Raw genomic sequence first — 20,639 nt, 5'->3', positions numbered from 1 at the left:
TCGCACTCGTGTCACCGCCCTCGGGTCGTCACCCGAGAGCGCCCTTCTCGGCCGAGTAGAGCTGCTTCACCTGCTCCGCGGTCAGCGCCCGGTCCCACACCCGCAGTCGGGCGAGGGAGCCGGCGAAGCGGTTGATCATCGTGCCGTCCCGGCCGACCGCTCCGACCACGAAGTCGCCCGGAGCCGCGTTGAGGCCGTCGGGGTAGACGTAGGGGTTCTTGGCGTAGGTCGCGCCGAGCTTGTCCGTGTACACCGGGTACGCGGTGGCGGCGCCGTCGAGGTACGAGACCGCGACTGCGCCGTCGTACGTCCCGACGTGCAGCTGCCACACGCCGCGCGTGATCCGGCGGGGCTCCACCGAGTAGTCGCGCGAGTACGGGTAGCCGGGCGTCGGCCCGCCGAGCTTCGAGACGTGCATGCACACTCGCTCCCAGCCGCCGTACTCGGGGAGGTTGTTGAACAGCGCGTAGGAGCGCAGCGGCCCGACCGTCGACTCCTCCCAGACGCCCGCGATGCAGGCGCCGTCCGCGTCGGAGTTGAGCACCCACACCGCGATCGTCACCTGGCCGGTCGAGGCGCCCAGGTTGAGCGGGCCGACCTCGCCCTTGGGGACGACCAGGTGGTCCGTCGTCCCGTTGAGGGCGACTCCGGTGCCGAACGGCGTGGCGACGGCGCGGGCGGAGGAGCCCGCACCCTGCCGGAGCGCCGGAGCGCCCGCGACGGCCGAGGCGAAGGGGGCGGCGCTCTCGGCGAAGGACCACTCCGCGATCGGCGTGGGCACGGTGACCGTGGGGACCGGAGCGGCGTCGCCGACCACGAACGCGTCGAGGATCAGGTTGGTGCCGCTCGAGGAGGGATTGCGGCCGCTTCCGCGGCGGATGGTCACCGTGTGCGGCCCGGCCGCGAGCTGTCCGCTGCTCCAGACCGTCTGCTTCGACCGCGTCGCGGCGCTGTAGCGGTCGACGGACGCGACCTTGACTCCGTCGAGCTCGACGTCGTTGATGCCGGACGAGCCGGTGAGGCGGCTGATCCAGCTCACACTGGTACCCGTGAAGGCGAGGGTGGCGGAGGCGCCCGCGGTGGTCGAGTAGGCGATGCTGCCGCCGCTGTCCGTGCTCGCCTTCAGCGTCGACCACGTGCCGGTCGTGACGATCGGGGCGGCGCCGTTCTCGTAGGTGCCCGCTCCGGGCAGGGTCGTCGCCGGCGGAGGCGTCGCGTCGCCGACCACGAAGGAGTCGAGCAGCAGATTGCTGCCGGTCGAGGCCGGATTGCGGCTGCTCCCCCGGCGGATCGTCAGCGTGTGCGGCCCGGCCGCGAGCTGTCCGCTGCTCCACACCGTCTGCTTCGAGCGGGCGGACGCGCTGTAGCGGTCGACGGAGGCGACCTTCACGCCGTCGAGCTCGACGTCGTTGATCCCGGAGGACGACGTGAGTCGGCTGATCCAGGCGATGCTCGTGCCGGTGAAGGCGAGCGTCGCGGAGGCGCCGGAGCTGGTCGAGTAGGCGATGCTCCCGCCGCTGTCCGCGGTGGCCTTCAGCGTCGTCCAGGTGCCGGTGGTGACGATCTGCGCGGCGCCGTTCTCGTAGGTGCCCGCGCCGGGCAGCGTGGACACGGGCGGCGTCTCGGGCACGGGCTCCGTCTGCGGCACGGGGCCCTCGGCGATCCAGCGCTGGAAGGTGTCGATCATCTCCTTGTTGGTGAAGCTCGGGACCTTGTGGCCGTCGGTGCCCTCCCCCGGGTGGGTGCGCAGCGTCGCCTCCTTCGCCAGGGGCAGGGCCGCGGCGTGCAGGGCGGCGCCGTGCAGGGCGAGCGGCACCATGACGTCGTCGGGAGATCCGGTGATCCTCAGCCGGGCGCCGCGCCACACCGACGCGGGCAGCCGCGCCGGGTTGGTGGCGGCGATCGCCGCCGCATCCGCGTACTCGGGGCCGATCTTGTCCGGCTCGCTCGCCGCGCGCTCCTCCATGTCGTAGGAGCTGCTGCAGAGGTACGCGCCCCGGATGTTCGGCACCATCCGCTTCCCGTAGGCCCAGGCCAGGAGCGGCCCGCCTCCGGAGTCGGAGCGCAGGAGGCTCGCGTCGATCCGCCACACCGACGAGGCCCAGGCGGCGACCGCGGCCTGGATCTCGATCGCCCGCGGGCTCGACCAGATGCTGCCGCCGTAGGTCGGGCAGATGCTGACGATGCCGCGGTCCACGGCGAGGTCGGCGGAGTAGGCGAACGCGCTCGAGAGCGCCGTGTGGGTGCCGTTGCGGGCGTGGTAGTACCAGAGCATCGATGCGCCCCTGGTCTGCGACGGAGGCGTCGCGTGCGGCACGAACAGGCGCGCCCGGTCCCCCGCGACGACGACGTCGATGATCTCGTAGCGCTTCCCGCCCGTCTTCGACGTGGCGGTGGACAGGCGCGAGACCTCGCCGGGCAGTCGGGGCACCGCGGTGAGGTCGCCGGCCGCGAGGGCCGGCGTCGCGAACGCGATCGCGCCCGCGCCGGCGACGGATCCGGCGAGGATCGTGCGGCGGGAGAGAGCGGAGAGGGCCTTGACGCCCGACCGGGAGCCGGTGCGGGAGGAGTCGGCGGAGTCGCCGACGGCAGTGTCCTGAGGAGTCACGGAAGAGAGAGCCTTTCCGATCGTCACCGTTCCGGGTACACCGATCGAAAGAGGAGGAGAAGGCGTTCAGAGAACGAGCGGCAGTGCTCGCGCTACTGATGCGGATCACCTTCTCCTCGAGAAGGAAAGGGAAGCCGGATCAGGCTAACAGAGGGGATGAGAAGGGGTTCAGTATTTCTACCCACCGCTTTATCAACCGGAGGAGAACGCACCAGGAATCGCTTATCCGGCCGCTTATCGTCCCTTTTCCGGTGACACGACGCGCGCCGGACACCGCCGTCTGGCAGGATGCCCCCGTGTCGGAGACGGGTCGGCGGCAGCGGGGCGGCGCCCTCCCCGTGCTCCTCGTGTTCCTCCGCCTCGGGCTGACCTCGTTCGGCGGGCCGATCGCGCACCTCGGCTACTTCCGCGAGGAGTTCGTGGTGCGCCGCGGCTGGCTGACCGATCGCGCGTACGCCGACCTCGTCGCGCTGTGCCAGTTCCTCCCCGGACCCGCGTCCAGCCAGGTCGGGATGGCGGTCGGCCTGCAGCGCGCGGGACTCGCCGGACTGGTCGTCGCGTGGTGCGGATTCACGCTCCCCTCGGCGATCGCCCTGGTCCTCGTCGCCGGGCTCGTCGCCGGTGCGGGCGATGTCGCCTCCGCCGGCTGGCTCCTGGGCCTCCAGGCGGCGGCGGCCGCGGTCGTCGCGCAGGCCGTGCTCGGGATGGCGCGCTCGCTCGCACCGGACCGCCGCCGCGCGACGATCGCCGGCGCGGCGGCCGTCGCTGTGCTCCTCGCCCCGGAGCCCGCGCTGCAGGTGGCGGTGATCGCGGCGGCGGGCCTGGCCGGCGTCCTGTGGCTGCGCGGCGAGGAGGCGGCTCCGGACGAGGGCCCGGGCTTCGCGGTCCGGATCCCGACGGCGCTCGCGGTCTCGGCCCTCGCCCTCTGGGGGCTCCTCCTGGCCGGCCTCCCCCTGCTCGCCGCTCTCACCGACGAGGGAGCGGCGGGTCTCGCCTCCGTCTTCTACCGCGCGGGCGCTCTGGTGTTCGGGGGCGGCCACGTCGTGCTGCCTCTGCTGGAGGCGCAGACGGTCGGCGCCGGCGCGGTCGGGCAGAGCGAGTTCCTGGCCGGCTACGGCGCGGCGCAGGCGGTGCCGGGCCCGCTCTTCACCTTCTCCGCGTTCCTCGGCGCGGTGGGCGCGGGGACGCCGGACGGTGTCGCGGGGGCGGCGATCGCGCTGGTCGCGATCTTCCTGCCGGGCGCTCTGCTCGTGGTCGGCGTGCTCCCGTTCTGGCAGCGGCTGCGGCACCTGCCGGTCGCGCAGAGGGCGCTGGCCGGCGTGAACGCCGGCGTGGTGGGACTGCTCGGCGGCGCCCTCTACGACCCGGTGCTGACCGAGGGCATCGGCTCGACCGGCGCTCTGGCGCTCGCGATCGGCGCCTTCGTGGCGCTGACGCGCTGGACCGTGCCCCCGTGGATCGTCGTCCTCGCCGCCGCGGGCCTCGGCGCCCTGCTCCTCTGACTCCCTCCGGGGACGACGATCCGGACCAGCCGTGGCAGTCTGGACGCATGAGGGCTCGGGGGACGACAGCGGCAGTGGCGACGACGGCAGCGGCGGGGCTCCTGCTGCTGGGCGGGTGCACCGCCGGCGGCGGGGCCGAGGCGGGCGCCACGGCGTCCGCGCCCGCCTCGCGGACGCCGAGACCCGCCATCACCGACCTGATCACTCCGAGCCCGACCCCCTCCGCTCCGGCGACCGCCGAGCCGGTCGGAACCGTCGTCGACGCCGGGCCGGTCGGCGAGGGAGTCCCCGCCACCGTCTCGGGCACCGGCCCGGCCGACGTGTCGTTCCAGCGGCAGGGCGAGTTCGCGGTCGTCCTGAGCCTGGACTGCTCGGCCTGCACCGGCACGGCGATCGTCACCGCCGCGGGCCGGATGACGCCCTTCGGCGAGGCCGCCGCCCCGATGACGGGGTCGTTCCTGACCGGGATCTTCCGCGACGACCCCGTCGAGCAGCAGGTGATCGTCCGAGCCGACGGGCCGTGGACGCTCGGCCTGCAGAGCTGGAACGACCTCGCGACGGTGAGCGGTGCGCAGTCCGGCACCGGCCCGGCCGTCCTGTTCTTCTCCGACGACGTCCCGCGCGTGACGGTCGACTACACGCCCGCGGGTCCGGACGACTCGTTCTCCGGCCGCGTGTTCACGACCTCCGATCAGCCGCAGCTGTTCGGCGACTCCGTCGCCTTCTCCGAGGTGTTCGAGGCCGACCTGCCCGGCGTCATGGCCGTCCAGACCGAGGGGACCTGGACCGTCACGCCGACGCCCTGACCCGGGGTCGCGTCGCGCCGGCCGCGGAGTCGGGGAACGGGCGCCCCTCGGCCCAGACCCGCTGCACGCGGAGCGATGCGTCGAGCAGGACGACGTCGGCGCGGTACCCGGGGGCCAGCAGGCCGAGGTCGCCACGGCCGAGCACGCGGGCGGGAACGGCGGTGAGGGCGGCGACGGACGCCTCCAGCCCGAGCCGGCCGGGCCCGACGGCCCGCCGCAGGGCCTCCTCCTGCGTGAGCGTGGATCCGGCGAGCACAGCGGTGCCCGCGAGCCGGGCGACTCCGCCGAGCACCTCGACGTCGAGCGGGCCGAGGCGGTGCGCTCCGTCGCCCGCCCCGGCCGCCGCCATCGCGTCGGTGACGAGCGCGATCCGCCCGGGAGCCGCCGCGAACGCGAGCCGCACCACCTCGACGTCCACGTGCCGGCCGTCGAGGATCAGCTCGAGCGCGACCCGCTCGTCTCCCAGGGCCACCGGGATCGGGCCCGGGGCGCGGTGGCCGATCCCGCGCATGGCGTTGAACGCGTGCGTGACCAGCCGGGCTCCGCGGTCGAACGCGGCCCGCGCCTGGTCGGCGTCCGCCTCGGTGTGGCCCACCGCGACCACCGTGCCGGCGCCGGCGAGCCGCTCCACCGCGGCGAGGGCTCCCGGCAGCTCGGGCGCGAGTGTGATCTGCGCGAGGCGTCCGCGGGCGGCGTCCAGCAGCCGGCCGACCGCGCCGGAGGAGGGGTGCACGAGAGCCGCGGGGTCGTGCGCTCCCCTGCGCGAGGGCGCGAGGAACGGGCCCTCGAGGTGGGCGCCGAGCACGAGCGGGTCGGCGGCCGCGAGAGCCGAGACCGCGTCCAGAGAGGCCTCCAGCTGCTCCAGCGGTGCCGACACCAGGCTGACCAGCGAGCGCGTGGTGCCGCGGGAGCGGTGCAGCGCGAGGCCCGCGCGGATCGCCTCCGCTCCTCCGTCGAAGCCGTGGCCGCCCCCTCCGTGCACGTGCAGGTCGATGAAGCCCGGGACAGCGGTGAGGCCCCGCGCGTCGTGCAGCTCCGCCCCCTCCGCCTGCGCCTGCCAGCCGGTGCCGGTGCCGGTCGCCGTGATCGCGCCGTCCCGCGCGAGGAGCCAGTGGTCCTCCACCGTCCCGGCCGCGTCGACCTTCCGTGCGCTGTGGATGATCAGCGCGGCGTGCGCCATGCGGTCGTCTCCTGGGTGTCGGTTCCGGATCGGCGGGGACTCCGCTCCCTCCCGACGATGGCACAGCCCCTGCCGGTCGAGCCGGTCCGACACCGATCACTGCGCCACCCGAACGCATTCCGCGCCTCCGCGTCACGAACAGGGACCTCGCGCGTCTCCTGTGCATGCCTCCCCTGGACACCCGAACCCCCACCCCTCGCCTCGCCGCCTCCCGCCGGCCGCTCGACGTCGTCGCCATCGCGGCGGCCGCCCTCGTCAACGAGCGCTACCTCGATCGGCGCTTCACCGTCCACCACCTCGCCGCCGAGCTGCGGATGCCCGCCCTGCTGCTGCGGCTGCGGTTCCGCCGCTGCTACGGGCTCGGCCTCGACGAGCACCTCGCCCTCCGCCGACTCGAGCTGGCCGCCGTCCTGATGGCGAGCACCCCCGTCGCTCTCGGCGGCCTCGACCGCATCGCCCGGGGCTCCGGCTACCGGGGCACCGCCGAGCTGGACCGCGACCACCGGAGGCACCGCCGGTCCTCCGCGCTGGCCGCCTGGTTCCGGGCCGCCCCGCGTCCCGAGCGCGAGCACCGGCCCGGCATCCGGCCCGAGGAGGAGCTGCTCGCCGCAGCGCCGGGTGCCGCGACGCCAGCCCGCCCCAGCAGCATCCGCTCGGCACCGGTCACCCCGCTGAGGCGCCGCGCCTGAGCCCGGCCGCGGAGCGGTACAGTGCCACGATGCGCACCTCCGGAACCCGCCGATGACGGCCGTCCGCTACGTCGCGATCGGCGATTCCTTCACCGAGGGCGTCGGCGACGAGCGGCCGGACGGCACCCCGCGCGGCTGGGCCGATCTGACGGCCGCGGGATGGGCGGCGGCCACGGGCGAGCGGATCGAGTACGCCAATCTCGCGATCCGGGGCCGGCTCATCGCGCCGATCCTCGCCGAGCAGCTCGAGCCCGCGCTCGCCCTGGGCCCGACCCACCTCTCCTTCAACGGAGGCGGCAACGACATGCTGCGCCCGCGCGCCGACATCGAGCGGATCGCCGACGCCTACCTCCGCGTCCTCGAGCGCTGCGACGAGCAGGGCGTCGTGCTGATCGCCCTGGCCGGCGCCGACCCGTCGCCGCGGCTCCCGCTCGGCTCGCTCATCCGCCGCCGCGGGGACGCGCTGACCGACGCCGTCCTGCGCCGGACGAGCCACCGGACCGACGTGGTCGTCGCCGACAACTGGCACGACCCCGCTTTCGCCGATCCGGAGCTGTGGTCGGAGGACCGCCTGCACCTCGGCCCGCGGGGACACCGGCGGGTGGCCGACCGGGTCCTGCGGGCGCTCGGGCTCACGCCGCCCGCCGCGCTGCCCGACGCTCCCGAGTCCGCACTCCGGCGCGGCGGAACCGTGCAGTACTACCGGCAGCACGTCGCGCCGTGGGTGCAGCGCAGGCTCACCGGCACGTCCTCCGGGGACGGCCGCGCCGCGAAGTACGCGGGCTTCGTGCCGATCGACCCGGTCTGACGCCTCCTCCGAGGAGCACGGCCCTCGTTCGACGGGCAGGGATCGCCCCGTGAGTCGGTCAGCGGCGACCACTCGTGGCCGCTCGACGGCTTCTAGCGCTCAGTGCCAGCCGTACCGCGCCGAGAGCACCCGGGCGACGGCGTCGTACCGAGCGCGCTCCAGAGCTGCTCCTTCGCGGCGCATCCCGGCGGGGTGCACGCGGAACACGCGCTCCGGGTCGACCCAGCTGGGGCGCCCGTCCGGGTCCCAGCCGCCGGTGCCGACGGCCAGGTAGTCGGAGTGCTCCTTCGAGCTCAGCCGCACGGCGAGAACCGTCCCCGACTTCTCGACCGCGAGCACGAGCACCGGGCGGTCCTTGCCGCGGCCGTCGTCCTCCTCGTAGGGGACCCAGGTCCAGACGACCTCGCCCGGGTCCGGGTCGCCGTCGGGCGTGGGCGCGTAGCCCAGGCGGACCCCGCGGAGCCGCGACGGGTCGACCTCGACGGTGCGGCCCACTCCGCTCGCGCCCGGCGTCGGCGCCGTCGTGCTCAGGTACGGGCGCTGCGGGCGGGGCCCGGCGTCCGGCCGCGGGGCGACCGCGCGGCCGAGGAGTCGGAGGAGCAGGGACACGACCGAGCGCGAGGAGGGCACCCCGGAACCCTAGCCCGGATCCGCGGCCGCCCGCCCGCGTGGGCGCGCCCGGCGGTCGCCCGTCGCGGACGCGCCGACGGGGTGCCGGCTCCGGAGAGCCGGCACCCCGTCGGGTGCTGCGGAGGAGGGGGTCAGTCCGCCAGGACGTAGCCCGCCTCTCCGTGGATGGCCGTGTCGATGCCGGCGATCTCGTCCTCGTTCTTCACGCGGAAGCCCATCGTCTTCTGGATGATCCAGCCGATGAGGAGCGTCATGACGAAGGAGTAGGCGAGGACGGTGAAGGCCGCGAGGGCCTGCTTGCCGAGCTGGCTCGCGTCGCCGGTGAGGAACAGGCCCACGCCGGTGCCGAAGAAGCCGATGTAGAGCGTTCCGATGAGGCCGCCGACCAGGTGCACGCCGACCACGTCGAGCGAGTCGTCGTAGCCGAGGCGGTACTTGAGGTCGATCGCCAGGGCGCAGACGGCTCCGGTGATGACGCCCAGGACGATCGCCCAGAACGGCGACAGGCTGGCGCAGGCCGGGGTGATCGCGACGAGGCCCGCGACCGCGCCCGAGGCGGCGCCGATCGAGGTGGGCTTGCCGTCCTTGATCTTCTCGACGACGAGCCAGCCGAGGATCGCGGCGGCCGGAGCGGCGATGGTGTTGAGGAAGGCGACGGCCGCGATGCCGTCGGCGGCGAGCTCGGAGCCGGCGTTGAAGCCGAACCAGCCGAACCACAGCAGTCCGGCGCCCAGGAGCACGAACGGCGGGTTGTGCGGCTGGTGCGCGCCCTTGGTGAAGTTGACGCGCTTGCCGAGCACCAGGGCGAGGGCGAGGGCCGCCGCTCCGGCGTTGATGTGGACGGCGGTGCCGCCCGCGAAGTCGATCGCGCCGACGCCGTAGGCGATCCAGCCGCCGTCGACGACGGTGGCGTCGTCGCCGAGGGTGAAGTTGAAGACCCACGAGGCGACCGGGAAGTAGACGACGGTGGCCCAGACGCCGGCGAAGACCATCCAGGCGCCGAACTTCGCGCGGTCCGCGATGGCGCCGGAGATGAGCGCGACGGTGATGATCGCGAACGTCGCCTGGAACGCGGCGAAGGCCAGCGTCGGGTAGGCCGACGTCTGCTCGCCGAGCGCGTCGTTGTAGATGCCCTGCAGGCCGATCTGGGCGGTGTCGATGCCGAGGACGCCGTCGATGCCGACGAAGGTGTCGGTCCCTGCGGGGCCGGACGGGCCGTTGCCGAACGCGATCGCGTAGCCGTACAGGACCCAGAGGACCCCGATGAGGCCCATGGCTCCGAAGCTGAGCATCATCATGCTGATGACGCTCTTCGCACGCACCAGGCCGCCGTAGAAGAAGGCGAGCCCGGGGGTCATGAGCAGGACCAGCGCGGCTGCGATGAGCAGGAACGCGGTATTGCCTTGATCCATTGTTGAACCTCTCGTGAGTGTGCAGAGAAAAGCCCGGAGCGAGGACGCTGCGTCGGAGCACGGCCTGGAGACACGCGGGTGTCGGGTCACCTCGGGTAGCCGACAGTCTGGTGGCGCGAGGTTTCGTCCCGTGAGGCACCGCGTTTCGCGGAGGTTACGGCCGAGGCCCCTGTGTAAAAAGCGCGTTACGGCGCGCTGGCGGACGGCACGACGACGACCCCGGGAACGCCGGGAGGAGAGCGGATCCGCCCCTAGGAGCGGGGCGCCATCGAGGTGAGCGCGATGAGCCGCGACATCGAGCGCAGGTACTTCTTGCGGTAGCCGCCGCTCAGCATGTCGCCGCCGAAGACCTCGTCGAGGGGCGTCCCGGAGGCGAGGACCGGGATCTGCGCGTCGTAGACCCGGTCGATGAAGGCCACGAGGCGCAGGGCGTCGGTCTGGTCGGTCAGAGCGGTGACACCCCGGAGCACGATGGTGTCGACGCCGTCGATCACCTTGATGTAGCGGGAGGGGTGCACGGTGCCCAGGTGGTGCACGGCGTCCGCGAACGGGTCGTCGGTGACGACGGAGCCGGCGGGGGCGGCCGCGACGAGAGCGTCGATCTCCTCGTCGGTGCGCACCACGGCGTGGCCCTCGATGTCGCGGCGCCGGTAGTCGGTGCCGTCGATCCGCATCGTCTCGAAGTGGGCGGCCATCGACTGGATCTCGCGGAGGAAGTCCGCCGCGGCGAAGCGCCCCTCGCCCAGCGCGTTGGGCGGGGTGTTCGAGGTCGCGGCGATGCGGGTCCCGGAGGCGACCAGCTCGCCGAGGAGCCGCGTCATCAGCATCGTGTCGCCCGGGTCGTCCAGCTCGAACTCGTCGATGCACAGCAGCGCCGAGCCCTTGAGGAGCGAGACGGTCGCCGCGTAGCCGAGCGCGCCGACGAGTGCGGTGTACTCGATGAACGTCCCGAAGTAGGTGCGGCCCGGCACCGCGTGCCAGATCGCCGCGAGCAGGTGGGTCTTGCCGACGCCGAAGCCGCCGTCGAGGTACACGCCCGGCTTGACCGCGGGGGCCTTCTTCCGGCCGAAGCCCAGGAAGCCGCCTCCGCCTCCCTTGGATCCGCCGCCGGCGGCGAACGCGCGGAGAGCCTCCACCGCGTCGGCCTGCGAGGGGTACTCCGGGTCGGGACGGTAGCTCTCGAAGGTGGCACCCTCGAACTGGCGCGGGGGCACCAGCGTCGACGCGATCTCGTGCCCGCTGATCTGGGGCGAGCGGGCGGTCAGGCTGCTCGTCGATCGGACGTCGTCGGGGCTCACTCGCGTCTCGCATCCTGCGCACGGCGGGGTCCGTGCGCTCAGTGGCGGCGGCCGCACCGGGCACGGAGCCGCCGCGGTTCTGTGTCGAACTCTTACGGCGCCCTCCGTGCGGCGTCGTCCGCGGACGCGTACTGTCGCTGAAGGGCGGGCTCCAGCGTAGCCCGCCGTGGAATCACGCCCGCGCTCCGCGCACCATCCTGGAGGTCCTCCTTGTCCGTCGAAACCGATCCGTCGCCGAAGTTCGCCTCCTACGCGCACCCCGAACGGCTCGTCAGCGCCGACTGGCTCGAGCAGCGCCTCGGCACTCCCGGTCTCGTCGTCGTCGAGTCCGACGAGGACGTCCTGCTCTACGAGACCGGCCACATCCCCGGCTCCGTCAAGATCGACTGGCACACCGACCTCAACGACCCGGTGCAGCGCGACTACATCGACGGCGCCGCGTTCGCCGCGCTGGTCGGCGGCAAGGGCATCGCCCGCGACACCACCGTCGTCGTCTACGGCGACAAGAACAACTGGTGGGCCGCCTACGCGCTCTGGGTCTTCACCCTCTTCGGCCACGAGGACGTCCGTCTGCTCGACGGCGGCCGCGACAAGTGGCTCGCGGAGGGCCGCCCGACGACCACCGACGCCTCCTCCCCGGAGCCCGCCGAGTACCCCGTCGTCGAGCGCAGCGACGCCGAGATCCGCGCCTTCAAGGACGACGTCCTCGCGCACTTCGGCAACCCGCTGATCGACGTCCGCTCCCCGGAGGAGTTCACCGGGCAGCGCACCACGGCGCCGGCCTACCCGGAGGAGGGCGCCCTGCGCGCCGGTCACATCCCGAGCGCGCAGAACGTGCCGTGGGGCAGGGCCGCCGCCGAGGACGGCACCTTCCGCCCCCTCGACGAGCTGAACGGCATCTACCGCGAGGGCGCGGGGCTGAAGGACGGCGACTCCGTCATCGCCTACTGCCGGATCGGCGAGCGCTCCGCCCACACCTGGTTCGTGCTGACCCACCTCCTCGGCTTCGAGGGCGTCCGCAACTACGACGGCTCCTGGACCGAGTGGGGCAGCGCCGTCCGCGTCCCGATCGTGCAGGGCGCCGAGCCCGGCGAGGCCCCCGCGGCCCGCTGACGCGTCACGACGGAGGCCGGGAGCGCCGATCCGCCCGTCGACGGGCCGGATCCGGGCCCCCGGCCTCCGCTGCGACCGCCCGCCGCCCCTCCCCCGATGAGACACTGGACCGGATGACCGACACCACGCTCCCCGACGCTCTGCGCGACATCCGCGAGGAGTTCCTCGCCCTCGAGAAGCCGGAGCGCCTGCAGCTCCTGCTCGAGTTCTCGAACGAGCTCCCCGACCTGCCCGAGCGCTACCGCGACCACCCGGACCTCTTCGAGCGCGTGGAGGAGTGCCAGGCGCCCGTCTTCATCGTCGTCGATGTGGAGGGCGGGATCGTGCACCTGCACGCCACGGCTCCCCGCGAGGCGCCCACGACGCGCGGCTTCGCGTCGATCCTGGCGCAGGGCCTGGCCGGGCTCACCCCCGAGCAGGTGCTCGCCGTCCCCGACGACTTCCCGCAGACCATCGGCCTCTCGGAGGCGGTCTCGCCGTTGCGCCTGCGCGGCATGACCGCGCTGCTCGGCCGTACCAAGCGGCAGGTCCGCGCGCACCTGGCCGCATGATCCTCCGGCCGCTCGTCCCCGCCGGTCCGCCGATCGTGATCGGCGAGGAGGGCGCGCGAGCGGCGGTCGCGGACGCCTGGCGTCCCGACGAGGCGGTACGCGTGCGCCTGAACATGATCGCGAGCGTCACCGGCTCCAGCACCGGCTCCGACGGCACGAGCGAGACGCTCACCAACCGCGTCGACCGCACGATCCTCGGAGTCGTCCGCGAGCAGGCCGACGTCGTCCTCGTCGGAGCCGCGAGCGTCCGCGCCGAGGGCTACCGCGTCCCCCGGCGGGTCCCGCTCGCCGTCGTCTCCGCCTCGGGCGATCTCGCCGGGCACCGCCTGGAGCTGCAGGAGGGCTCCCGGGTCCTGCTGCTGGTGCCGGAGTCGCGCGGCGCGGTGGAGGGGCTCCCCGCCGGCGTCGAGGTCGTCCCGGTCCCGTCCTCCTCGGAGCGGATCGGCGTCGACGAGCTCCTGGAGGCTCTCGCCGGGCTCGGCCTGCACCGCGTCGTCTGCGAGGGCGGCGCCTCGCTCTCGGGCCAGTTCCTCGCCTCGGGCCGGGTCGACGAGCTGTGCCTCACCACCTCGCCGCGCGTCGTCCTGCCGGGCCTCCCGGTCGCGACGGGCACGGCCGTCGTCGACGACGCCTACGCCCTGACGCTCCTGGCCGCGGACGATTCCGGGGCCGTCTACGCCCGCTGGAGCCGCATGCGCTGAGAGCCGCCCACCCGGCGTGCCTCCGCGTCCCGGGCGCGTCGGAACCCTAGTCTGCGATCGTGCCCGAATTCCCAGCGTCGTCCCAGCTCCCTGAGGAGTTCCGGGTCGCGACGGAGTCGATCCGCGCCGCTGCCACGCGCGCCGAGCTCACCGTGTCCGAGATCGCCTCGCCGTCGGGTCTCGCGCCCTGGGCCCTCGCCCTGTCGGGCGACGTCGCGCCGCACGCGCACGGACGCGACTCCGAGCTGGGCACGGGGCGCTTCATCCTGCTCTACGACCCCGAGGAGCCCGAGCAGTGGGGCGGCCCCTTCCGTGTCGTCTGCTTCGCCCAGGCCCCCCTCGAGGTCGAGATCGGCACCGATCCGTTCCTCGCCGAGGTCGCCTGGTCCTGGCTCATCGACGCCCTCGGGGCGCGGGGCGCCTCCTATTCCGCCGCGTCCGGCACGGCGACCAAGGTGCTCTCCACCGGCTTCGGCGAGCTGGCCGCTCAGGGGGACGGTGCGCAGATCGAGATCCGCGCCTCCTGGAGCCCGGATGATGCGCAGCTCGCCGCTCACGTGGAAGGGTGGGGGGAGCTGTTGTGCATGCTCGCGGGTCTCCCGCCCGTATCGAGCGACGGTGTGACCCCGCTCGCCTTCCGACGGAACAACCGTGACTGATTACCGTGTCCTCTCCACGCCCGACGAGTTCCTCGCCGCGGTCGACGCCCTCGCCGCCGGCGAGGGCCCCGTCGCCGTCGACGCCGAGCGCGCCTCCGGCTTCACCTACTCGCAGCGCGCGTACCTGATCCAGGTCTACCGGCGCGGCGCCGGCGCGTTCCTCTTCGATCCTCCCGCCATCGGCCGGATGGACGCCCTGCAGGCGGTCATCGGCCAGGAGGAGTGGGTGCTCCACGCCGCCAGCCAGGATCTCGCCTGCCTGCGCGAGGTGGGCCTGGACCCGGTGCGGATCTTCGACACCGAGCTCGCCGCCCGACTCCTCGGACTGCCCAAGGTGGGCCTCGGCGCCGTCGTCGAGGACCTCCTCGGCATCCACCTGGCCAAGGAGCACTCGGCCGCCGACTGGTCGACCCGCCCCCTCCCCCAGAGCTGGCTCGTCTACGCCGCGAAGGACGTGGAGCTCCTCGTCGACCTCCGCGACCGCATGGAGGAGATGCTCATCGCCGCGCGGAAGACGCGCATCGCCCGCGAGGAGTTCGAGGCGACGCTCGCGCGCGCCCCGAAGGCGGTCCTGCCGGATCCGTGGCGCCGCCTCTCCGGCATGCATTCGCTCCGCGGCCCGCGCCCCCTCGCCGTGGCGCGCGAGCTCTGGCTGGCCCGGGACGCGTTCGCCCGCGAGCGCGACATCGCTCCCGGCCGCCTGATCCCCGACTCCTCGATCATCGCGGTCGCCCGCAACATCCCGACCAGCATCGGCCAGCTCTCGGGCCGCCGCGACTTCACCGGCCGCGCCAGCCGCGGCGAGGTCGAGCGCTGGTGGGCCGCGATCGAGCGCGGGACGACGACCGAGGACCTGCCGAGCCCGACCCGCCCGGCCGCCGACACGCTCCCCCCTCCCCGCGCGTGGGGCGATCGCAACCCGGCCGCCGACGCGCGCCTGAAGGCGGGACGCGCCGTGGTCACCGAGATCGCGGAGCTGCTCTCGCTCCCGGTCGAGAACCTGCTCACGCCGGAGCTGCTGCGCCGGGTGGCCTGGAACCCGCCCGAGCCGCTGACCGCGGAGTCGGTCGCCGCGGAGCTCACCCGCGCCGGCGCCCGCGCCTGGCAGGTCGAGGCCACATCGGGCTCGATCGCCACCGCGTTTGTCGAAGCGGCCCAAGCGCCGGCCGAGGGCACCGAAACCCCTTCGTAGGAAGCGGCAAAGGATTCCGGCTGCGCGGTGCCGGTTCCTACGATCGACGGCGACCGTGAGTTCCTGGGAGGCATTGTGGCCGAGAGATCCGAAGTCGTGTTCGTCGACGGAGTCCGTACTCCGTTCGGGCGTGCCGGCGAGAAGGGCATGTACTGGCAGACCCGAGCCGACGACCTCGTCGTCAAGGCGATGATCGGTCTGCTGGAGCGCAACGGCGCGCTGCCGAAGGAGCGGGTGGACGAGGTGGCGATCGCCGCCACCACCCAGCAGGGCGACCAGGGCCTGACCCTCGGCCGCACGGCGGCGCTGCTCGCAGGGCTGCCGAAGTCGGTGCCCGGCTTCGCCATCGACCGCATGTGCGCCGGAGCGATGACCTCGGTCACCGCGACCGCGGGCGGCATCGCGTTCGGCGCCTACGACGTGGTCCTCGCCGGCGGCGTGGAGCACATGGGCCGGCACCCGATGGGCTTCGGCGCCGACCCCAACCCGCGCTTCCTCTCCGAGCGCCTCGTCGGCGAGGACGCGCTCAACATGGGCCGCACGGCGGAGCGGATCCACGACCGCTTCCCGCACCTGACGAAGGAGCGCGCCGACCACTACGCCCTGCGGAGCCAGCAGAAGCTCGCCGCCGCGTACGCCGCCGGCAGCATCCAGCCGGACCTCGTCCCCGTCGCCACGCGCAGCGCCGCGGGCTGGGGCCTCGCGACCGCCGATGAGGCACCGCGCCCCGAGACGACCCTCGAGGGCCTCGCGGGCCTGCGGACCCCGTTCCGGCCCCACGGCCGGGTGACCGCGGGCAACTCCTCCGGGCTCAACGACGGGGCGACGGTGTCGCTCCTGGCCAGCGCCGAGGCCGCGCAGGAGCTGGGCCTGTCCGCGAAGATGCGGATGGTGAGCTTCGCGTACGCCGGCGTCGAGCCCGAGATCATGGGCATCGGCCCGGTCCCCTCGACCGAGAAGGCGCTCCGCAAGGCGGGCCTGGGCATCGAGGACATCGGGCTCTTCGAGCTCAACGAGGCGTTCGCCGTGCAGGTGCTCTCCTTCCTCGACCACTTCGGCCTCGACGACGACGACCCGCGCGTCAACGAGTACGGCGGAGCGATCGCGATCGGCCACCCGCTCGCCTCCTCCGGGGTCCGGCTGATGATCCAGCTGGCCCGGCAGTTCGAGTCGCACCCCGAGGTCCGCTACGGCGTGACGGCCCTCTGCGTCGGCCTCGGCCAGGGCGGCACGGTGATCTGGGAGAACCCGCACTACGACGGCAAGCGCGGACGACGGAAGGGACGCTGACCCATGCTCGACGGATTCGAGAACCTCGTGGACCTCGCCGAGGGCGAGGTCGTCACCCACTCCTATGTCCGCGACGTGCCGCTGCCCAGCGGCCGCACGCTCGCCCTGATCACGCTCGACAACGACCGCGACCACACCCGCCCCAACACCTTCGGGCCGGTGTCGCTCTTCGAGCTGGCGGACGTCCTCCTGGCGCAGAAGGAGCGCGCCTCGCGCGGCGAGATCCAGGCGGTCGGCATCACCGGCAAGCCGTTCATCCTCGCCGCGGGAGCCGACCTCAGCAAGGTCGGGGCCATCCCGAGCCGTGAGCTCGGCCGCCAGCTGGCGCGCCTGGGCCACCGCACGCTGGGGATGCTGGCAGAGCTGGGCGTGCCGTCCTTCGCCTTCATCAACGGCCTCGCCCTGGGCGGCGGCACCGAGATCGGCCTGAACGCCGACTACCGCACCGTCGACTCCTCCATCCCCGCGCTCGGGCTCCCCGAGGTCTTCCTCGGCATCATCCCCGGCTGGGGCGGCGCGTGGCTCCTGCCGAACCTGATCGGCATCGAGAACGCGCTCAAGGTCGTCGTCGAGAACCCGCTGAAGAACAACCGCACGCTCAAGGGCCAGGAGGTGTTCGACCTCGGCATCGCCGACGCGATCTTCCCGCCCGCCGCCTTCCTCGAGGACTCGCTCCGCTGGGCCGACGGCGTGATCGGCGGCTCCGTGAAGGTGGAGCGGCCGAACGCGCCCGGCAAGCTGGAGCGGCTGGTCAAGTGGGACGTCGCGATCTCGATCGCGCGCAAGCAGCTGGAGTCGCGGATCGGCACGGTCGCGGCGTCTCCGTACCGCGCGCTGGAGCTGCTCAAGGCCGCGAAGAACACCACCCGCGAGGAGGGCTTCGCCGCCGAGGACGAGGCGCTGGCCGACCTGATCTCGGGCGACCAGTTCCGCGCGAGCATCTACGCGTTCGATCTGGTGCAGAAGCGCGCCAAGCGTCCCGCGGGAGCGCCCGACAGGGCGCTGGCCAAGCCCGTCACCAAGGTCGGGGTGGTCGGCGCGGGCCTCATGGCCTCGCAGTTCGCGCTGCTCTTCCTCCGCCGCCTCCAGGTGCCGGTGGTCATCACCGACCTCGACCAGGAGCGGGTCGACAAGGGCGTCGCGGGCATCCGCGCCGAGATCGACGCGCTGCTGGCGAAGGGACGCGTCTCCCCCGACGACGCGAACCGCCTCCGCGCGCTGATCACCGGCACGACCGACCGCTCCGACTTCGCCGACGCCGACTGGGTGATCGAGGCGGTCTTCGAGGAGCTGTCGGTGAAGCAGGAGGTGTTCGCCGACATCGAGCGCTACGTCTCGCCCACGGCGGTGCTCGCGACCAACACCTCGTCCCTCTCCGTCGAGCGCATCGGCGAGCGGCTGGAGCACCCGGAGCGCCTCGTCGGCTTCCACTTCTTCAACCCGGTCGCGGTCATGCCGCTGATCGAGGTGGTCCGGACACCGCACACCGACGACGAGACCCTCTCGACGGCGATGGTCACCGCCGCGAAGCTCAAGAAGAACGCCGTCATCACGCGCGACACCCCGGGCTTCGTGGTGAACCGCGTGCTGGCGAAGGTCCTGGGCGAGGCGATGCACGCGGTCGACACGGGCACTCCCTTCGAGGTCGTCGAGCAGTCGCTGGCTCCGTTCGGCCTGCCGATGACCCCGTTCGAGCTGCTCGAGCTGGTGGGCCTCAAGGTCGGCGCGCACGTGCTCGACACCCACCACGCCGCGTTCCCCGACCGCTTCTTCGACAGCCCCAACCTGCACCGCCTCGCCGAGCTCGGCCACGTCTTCGAGCGCGACGCGAAGGGGCGTGTGAAGGGCGTCGACAAGCGCGCGGTCGCGATCGTCGCCGGGGGCACGGAGCCGATGACGGCCGAGCAGCTGCGGCTGCGCGTCGAGACGGGTCTCGCGGACGAGGTCAAGCGGATGCTGGACGACGACGTCGTGCACGCCGCGGAGGACATCGACCTCTGCCTGATCCTCGGCGCGGGCTACCCGTTCCAGATGGGCGGGCTCACGCCCTACCTCGACCGGGTCGGCGCGAGCGAGCGGGCGTTCGGGGACACGTTCCACCACCCCGCGATCCGCGGCGTCGACTGACGCGGAGTGCAGTGACGCGGAAGGGGCGCCGGATCTGATCCGGCGCCCCTTCCGCGCGTCGCCTGAGGGACGGAGCCCGACGGCCGATCAGTCGCTGCGGGCGTCGTCCCGGGCCTCGACCTCGTCCGGGAGCGGACGGGCGACCGGGATCTTGCTGCCCAGCACCTGCGCGACGACGTCGCGAGCGATGTGCTGGGGAGTGAGCCCGACGTCCTCGAGGATCTCCTCGCGCTTGGCGTGGTCGAGGAACTGGTCGGGCAGCCCGAGCTCGGTCACCGCGGTGTCCACGCCGGCCTCGCGCAGGTCCTGGCGGATGCGCGTGCCGATCCCGCCGACGCGCACCCCGTCCTCGATCGAGACGACGATGCGGTGCTCGCGGGCGAGCTCGATGATGCTGGTGGGCACGGGCACGACCCAGCGGGGGTCGACGACGGTGGCTCCGATGCCCTGGGCCGCGAGCCGCTGAGCGACCTCGAGACCCATCGCGGCCATCGGCCCGACCGTGACCAGCAGCACGTCCTTGCGCTCGGCGCGGGCGAGCACGTCGACCCCGTCGCCGAGGCGCTCGACGGCGTCGATCTCGTCGCCGACGCTCCCCTTCGAGAAGCGCACCACGGTCGGCGCGTCGGTGACGCCCACGGCCTCGCGCAGCTCCTCGCGCAGACGCACGGAGTCGCGCGGAGCGGCGAGGCGGATGTTCGGGACGACCTGCAGGATCGCCAGATCCCACATGCCGTGGTGGCTCGGACCGTCGGGTCCGGTGACTCCGGCGCGGTCCAGCACGAAGGTGACGCCGGCGCGGTGCAGCGCGACGTCCATCAAGACCTGGTCGAAGGCGCGGTTCACGAAGGTGGCGTACAGCGCGACGACCGGATGCAGCCCCCCGAAGGCGAGACCGGCGGCCGACGTCACGGCGTGCTGCTCCGCGATGCCGACGTCGAAGACGCGCTCGGGGTACTTCTCCGCGAGGCGGTCGAGACCGACGGGCCGGAGCATGGCGGCCGTGATCCCGACGATCGTCGGGTCCTCGTCGGCCAGGGTGACGATCTCCTCGGCGAACACCGAGGTCCACGATCGGGCTCCGGCCGCGCTCAGCGGCTCGCCCGTCTCGGGGTCGATCTGCCCGACGGCGTGGAACTGGTCGGCGAGGTCGTGCACGGCCGGACCGAAGCCCTTGCCCTTCTGGGTGATCGCGTGGACGATGACCGGCTGGCCGTAGTCCTTCGCCTGCTGGAGGGCCTCCTCCATCGCCGTCAGGTCGTGTCCGTCGATCGGCCCCAGGTACTTGATGTCGAGGTTGGAGTAGAGCGCCTCGTTGTTGATGAAGCGGCTGAGGAAGCCGTGGAGCCCGCCGCGCACGCCGCGGTAGACGGCGGCGGCCGGGCCGCCCAGCCGCTCCGAGACGGCCCGGGAGCCGCGGTGCATCGTGCGGTAGGTCGGCCGCGTGCGGACACCGTTGAGGAAGCGGGCCATGCCGCCGATGGTCGGGGCGTAGGAGCGCCCGTTGTCGTTGACCACGATGACCAGCCCGCGGGAGTTGTCGTCGCTGATGTTGTTCAGCGCCTCCCAGGTCATGCCGCCGGTGAGGGCGCCGTCGCCCACGACCGCGACGACGTGGCGGTCGGTCTGGCCGGTCATCGTGAAGGCGCGGGAGATGCCGTCCGCCCAGGACAGCGAGCTGGAGGCGTGCGAGCTCTCGACGATGTCGTGCGGCGACTCCCTCCGCTGCGGGTAGCCGGCGAGGCCGCCGCGCTGCCGGAGCTTCGAGAAGTCCTGGCGACCGGTGAGCAGCTTGTGGACGTAGGACTGGTGGCCGGTGTCGAACACGATCGCGTCGTGCGGCGAGTCGAAGACCCGGTGGATCGCGATGGTCGTCTCGACGACGCCGAGATTCGGCCCCAGGTGGCCGCCGGTCTTCGAGACCTCGCGCACGAGGAAGTCGCGGATCTCCTGCGCCAGCGTCTCGAGCTCGGCCGCGGTCAGGCGATCGAGATCGCGAGGACCGCCGATGGTCTCGAGAACAGCCATGCGCGCCGCCTTCCGGGGTCGTGAGCGAGGTGGGGACGTCTCCCG

Annotated in this window: 17 protein-coding genes; 11 read left to right on the top strand and 6 right to left on the bottom strand. The window is 73.2% G+C overall.

Annotated elements, in window-relative coordinates; all coding sequences use genetic code 11:
* Positions 1 to 28: 28 nt before the first annotated feature.
* Positions 29 to 2,608, bottom strand: a complete 2,580-nt coding sequence (locus C5C10_RS05005; protein WP_104328703.1) for a LamG-like jellyroll fold domain-containing protein — start codon at positions 2,606 to 2,608, stop codon at positions 29 to 31.
* Positions 2,609 to 2,904: 296 nt separating this feature from the next.
* Between C5C10_RS05005 and chrA the strand changes: the two genes are divergently transcribed.
* Positions 2,905 to 4,110: a chromate efflux transporter gene (chrA, locus tag C5C10_RS05000; protein ID WP_258060428.1), complete on the top strand. Its 1,206-nt coding sequence runs from the start codon at positions 2,905 to 2,907 to the stop codon at positions 4,108 to 4,110.
* Positions 4,111 to 4,157: 47 nt separating this feature from the next.
* Positions 4,158 to 4,916 carry a hypothetical protein gene (locus C5C10_RS04995; protein WP_146076890.1) on the top strand — a complete coding sequence of 253 codons (759 nt, stop codon included), beginning with the start codon at positions 4,158 to 4,160 and terminating at the stop codon, positions 4,914 to 4,916.
* On the opposite strand, the gene C5C10_RS04990 is transcribed toward C5C10_RS04995, so the two are convergent.
* Entirely contained in the window at positions 4,900 to 6,096 is a 1,197-nt protein-coding gene (locus C5C10_RS04990; RefSeq protein ID WP_104328702.1) for an N-acetylglucosamine-6-phosphate deacetylase, read from the bottom strand. The genes C5C10_RS04995 and C5C10_RS04990 overlap by 17 nt on opposite strands.
* A 164-nt stretch (positions 6,097 to 6,260) precedes the next feature.
* On the opposite strand from C5C10_RS04990, the gene C5C10_RS04985 reads away from it, so the two are divergent.
* A complete protein-coding gene (locus C5C10_RS04985; protein ID WP_104328701.1) occupies positions 6,261 to 6,785 on the top strand; it encodes a hypothetical protein in 525 nt (174 codons plus the stop codon).
* A 52-nt stretch (positions 6,786 to 6,837) separates the two neighbouring features.
* The gene (locus C5C10_RS04980) at positions 6,838 to 7,593 is read left to right on the top strand and encodes an SGNH/GDSL hydrolase family protein (RefSeq protein ID WP_104328700.1); all 756 of its coding nucleotides are present in this window, start codon (positions 6,838 to 6,840) and stop codon (positions 7,591 to 7,593) included.
* 99 nt (positions 7,594 to 7,692) lie between these two features.
* On the opposite strand, the gene C5C10_RS04975 is transcribed toward C5C10_RS04980, so the two are convergent.
* From C5C10_RS04975 to zapE, 3 genes are all read right to left on the bottom strand, one after another.
* Positions 7,693 to 8,223 (bottom strand): type II toxin-antitoxin system PemK/MazF family toxin, encoded by a 531-nt coding sequence (locus tag C5C10_RS04975; RefSeq protein WP_167299028.1) that lies wholly within the window; start codon positions 8,221 to 8,223, stop codon positions 7,693 to 7,695.
* Between the two features lie 131 nt (positions 8,224 to 8,354).
* Positions 8,355 to 9,635, bottom strand: coding sequence for an ammonium transporter (locus tag C5C10_RS04970; RefSeq protein ID WP_104222080.1), 1,281 nt, complete (start codon positions 9,633 to 9,635; stop codon positions 8,355 to 8,357).
* A 251-nt stretch (positions 9,636 to 9,886) separates the two neighbouring features.
* The gene (gene zapE, locus C5C10_RS04965; RefSeq protein WP_104222082.1) at positions 9,887 to 10,933 is read right to left on the bottom strand and encodes a cell division protein ZapE; all 1,047 of its coding nucleotides are present in this window, start codon (positions 10,931 to 10,933) and stop codon (positions 9,887 to 9,889) included.
* Positions 10,934 to 11,143: 210 nt separating this feature from the next.
* Between zapE and C5C10_RS04960 the strand changes: the two genes are divergently transcribed.
* The 7 genes from C5C10_RS04960 to C5C10_RS04930 all read left to right on the top strand — a co-directional run bounded on the left by C5C10_RS04960 (position 11,144) and on the right by C5C10_RS04930 (position 18,566).
* Positions 11,144 to 12,046 carry a sulfurtransferase gene (locus C5C10_RS04960; protein WP_104232576.1) on the top strand — a complete coding sequence of 301 codons (903 nt, stop codon included), beginning with the start codon at positions 11,144 to 11,146 and terminating at the stop codon, positions 12,044 to 12,046.
* Between the two features lie 113 nt (positions 12,047 to 12,159).
* Positions 12,160 to 12,597 carry a SufE family protein gene (locus C5C10_RS04955; RefSeq protein ID WP_104222086.1) on the top strand — a complete coding sequence of 146 codons (438 nt, stop codon included), beginning with the start codon at positions 12,160 to 12,162 and terminating at the stop codon, positions 12,595 to 12,597.
* Complete coding sequence (locus tag C5C10_RS04950; protein ID WP_104328699.1) at positions 12,594 to 13,298, top strand: dihydrofolate reductase family protein; 705 nt, start codon at positions 12,594 to 12,596, stop codon at positions 13,296 to 13,298. The genes C5C10_RS04955 and C5C10_RS04950 overlap by 4 nt, the downstream gene beginning before the upstream one ends.
* A 59-nt stretch (positions 13,299 to 13,357) precedes the next feature.
* Positions 13,358 to 13,957 carry a DUF3000 domain-containing protein gene (locus C5C10_RS04945; protein WP_104222090.1) on the top strand — a complete coding sequence of 200 codons (600 nt, stop codon included), beginning with the start codon at positions 13,358 to 13,360 and terminating at the stop codon, positions 13,955 to 13,957.
* Complete coding sequence (locus C5C10_RS04940; protein WP_104328698.1) at positions 13,950 to 15,149, top strand: ribonuclease D; 1,200 nt, start codon at positions 13,950 to 13,952, stop codon at positions 15,147 to 15,149. Before C5C10_RS04945 ends, C5C10_RS04940 begins: the two co-directional genes overlap by 8 nt.
* 75 nt (positions 15,150 to 15,224) lie before the next feature.
* Positions 15,225 to 16,439 carry a thiolase family protein gene (locus C5C10_RS04935; RefSeq protein ID WP_104232573.1) on the top strand — a complete coding sequence of 405 codons (1,215 nt, stop codon included), beginning with the start codon at positions 15,225 to 15,227 and terminating at the stop codon, positions 16,437 to 16,439.
* 3 nt (positions 16,440 to 16,442) lie between these two features.
* Entirely contained in the window at positions 16,443 to 18,566 is a 2,124-nt protein-coding gene (locus C5C10_RS04930) for a 3-hydroxyacyl-CoA dehydrogenase NAD-binding domain-containing protein (protein ID WP_104328697.1), read from the top strand.
* An 87-nt stretch (positions 18,567 to 18,653) separates the two neighbouring features.
* Here C5C10_RS04930 and dxs read toward each other — a convergent pair whose 3' ends face one another.
* Positions 18,654 to 20,594, bottom strand: a complete 1,941-nt coding sequence (gene dxs / locus C5C10_RS04925; RefSeq protein ID WP_104222098.1) for a 1-deoxy-D-xylulose-5-phosphate synthase — start codon at positions 20,592 to 20,594, stop codon at positions 18,654 to 18,656.
* Positions 20,595 to 20,639 lie beyond the last annotated feature (45 nt).

It is taken from the genome of Rathayibacter sp. AY1A3 (assembly GCF_002930975.1).
Classification (GTDB): Bacteria; Actinomycetota; Actinomycetes; order Actinomycetales; family Microbacteriaceae; genus Rathayibacter.
Note: the sequence above shows the minus strand (reverse complement) of the source record. Positions and strands in the feature narration are given on the sequence as shown.

Excerpts from the sequence above, each read along its gene's own strand:
- C5C10_RS04995 (WP_146076890.1), top strand. The coding sequence starts at position 4,158 with ATGAGGGCTCGGGGGACGACAGCGGCAGTGGCGACGACGGCAGCGGCG.
- C5C10_RS04990 (WP_104328702.1), bottom strand. The coding sequence starts at position 6,096 with ATGGCGCACGCCGCGCTGATCATCCACAGCGCACGGAAGGTCGACGCG.
- C5C10_RS04985 (WP_104328701.1), top strand. The coding sequence starts at position 6,261 with ATGCCTCCCCTGGACACCCGAACCCCCACCCCTCGCCTCGCCGCCTCC.
- C5C10_RS04980 (WP_104328700.1), top strand. The coding sequence starts at position 6,838 with ATGACGGCCGTCCGCTACGTCGCGATCGGCGATTCCTTCACCGAGGGC.
- C5C10_RS04970 (WP_104222080.1), bottom strand. The coding sequence starts at position 9,635 with ATGGATCAAGGCAATACCGCGTTCCTGCTCATCGCAGCCGCGCTGGTC.
- C5C10_RS04955 (WP_104222086.1), top strand. The coding sequence starts at position 12,160 with ATGACCGACACCACGCTCCCCGACGCTCTGCGCGACATCCGCGAGGAG.
- C5C10_RS04950 (WP_104328699.1), top strand. The coding sequence starts at position 12,594 with ATGATCCTCCGGCCGCTCGTCCCCGCCGGTCCGCCGATCGTGATCGGC.
- C5C10_RS04930 (WP_104328697.1), top strand. The coding sequence starts at position 16,443 with ATGCTCGACGGATTCGAGAACCTCGTGGACCTCGCCGAGGGCGAGGTC.
- dxs (WP_104222098.1), bottom strand. The coding sequence starts at position 20,594 with ATGGCTGTTCTCGAGACCATCGGCGGTCCTCGCGATCTCGATCGCCTG.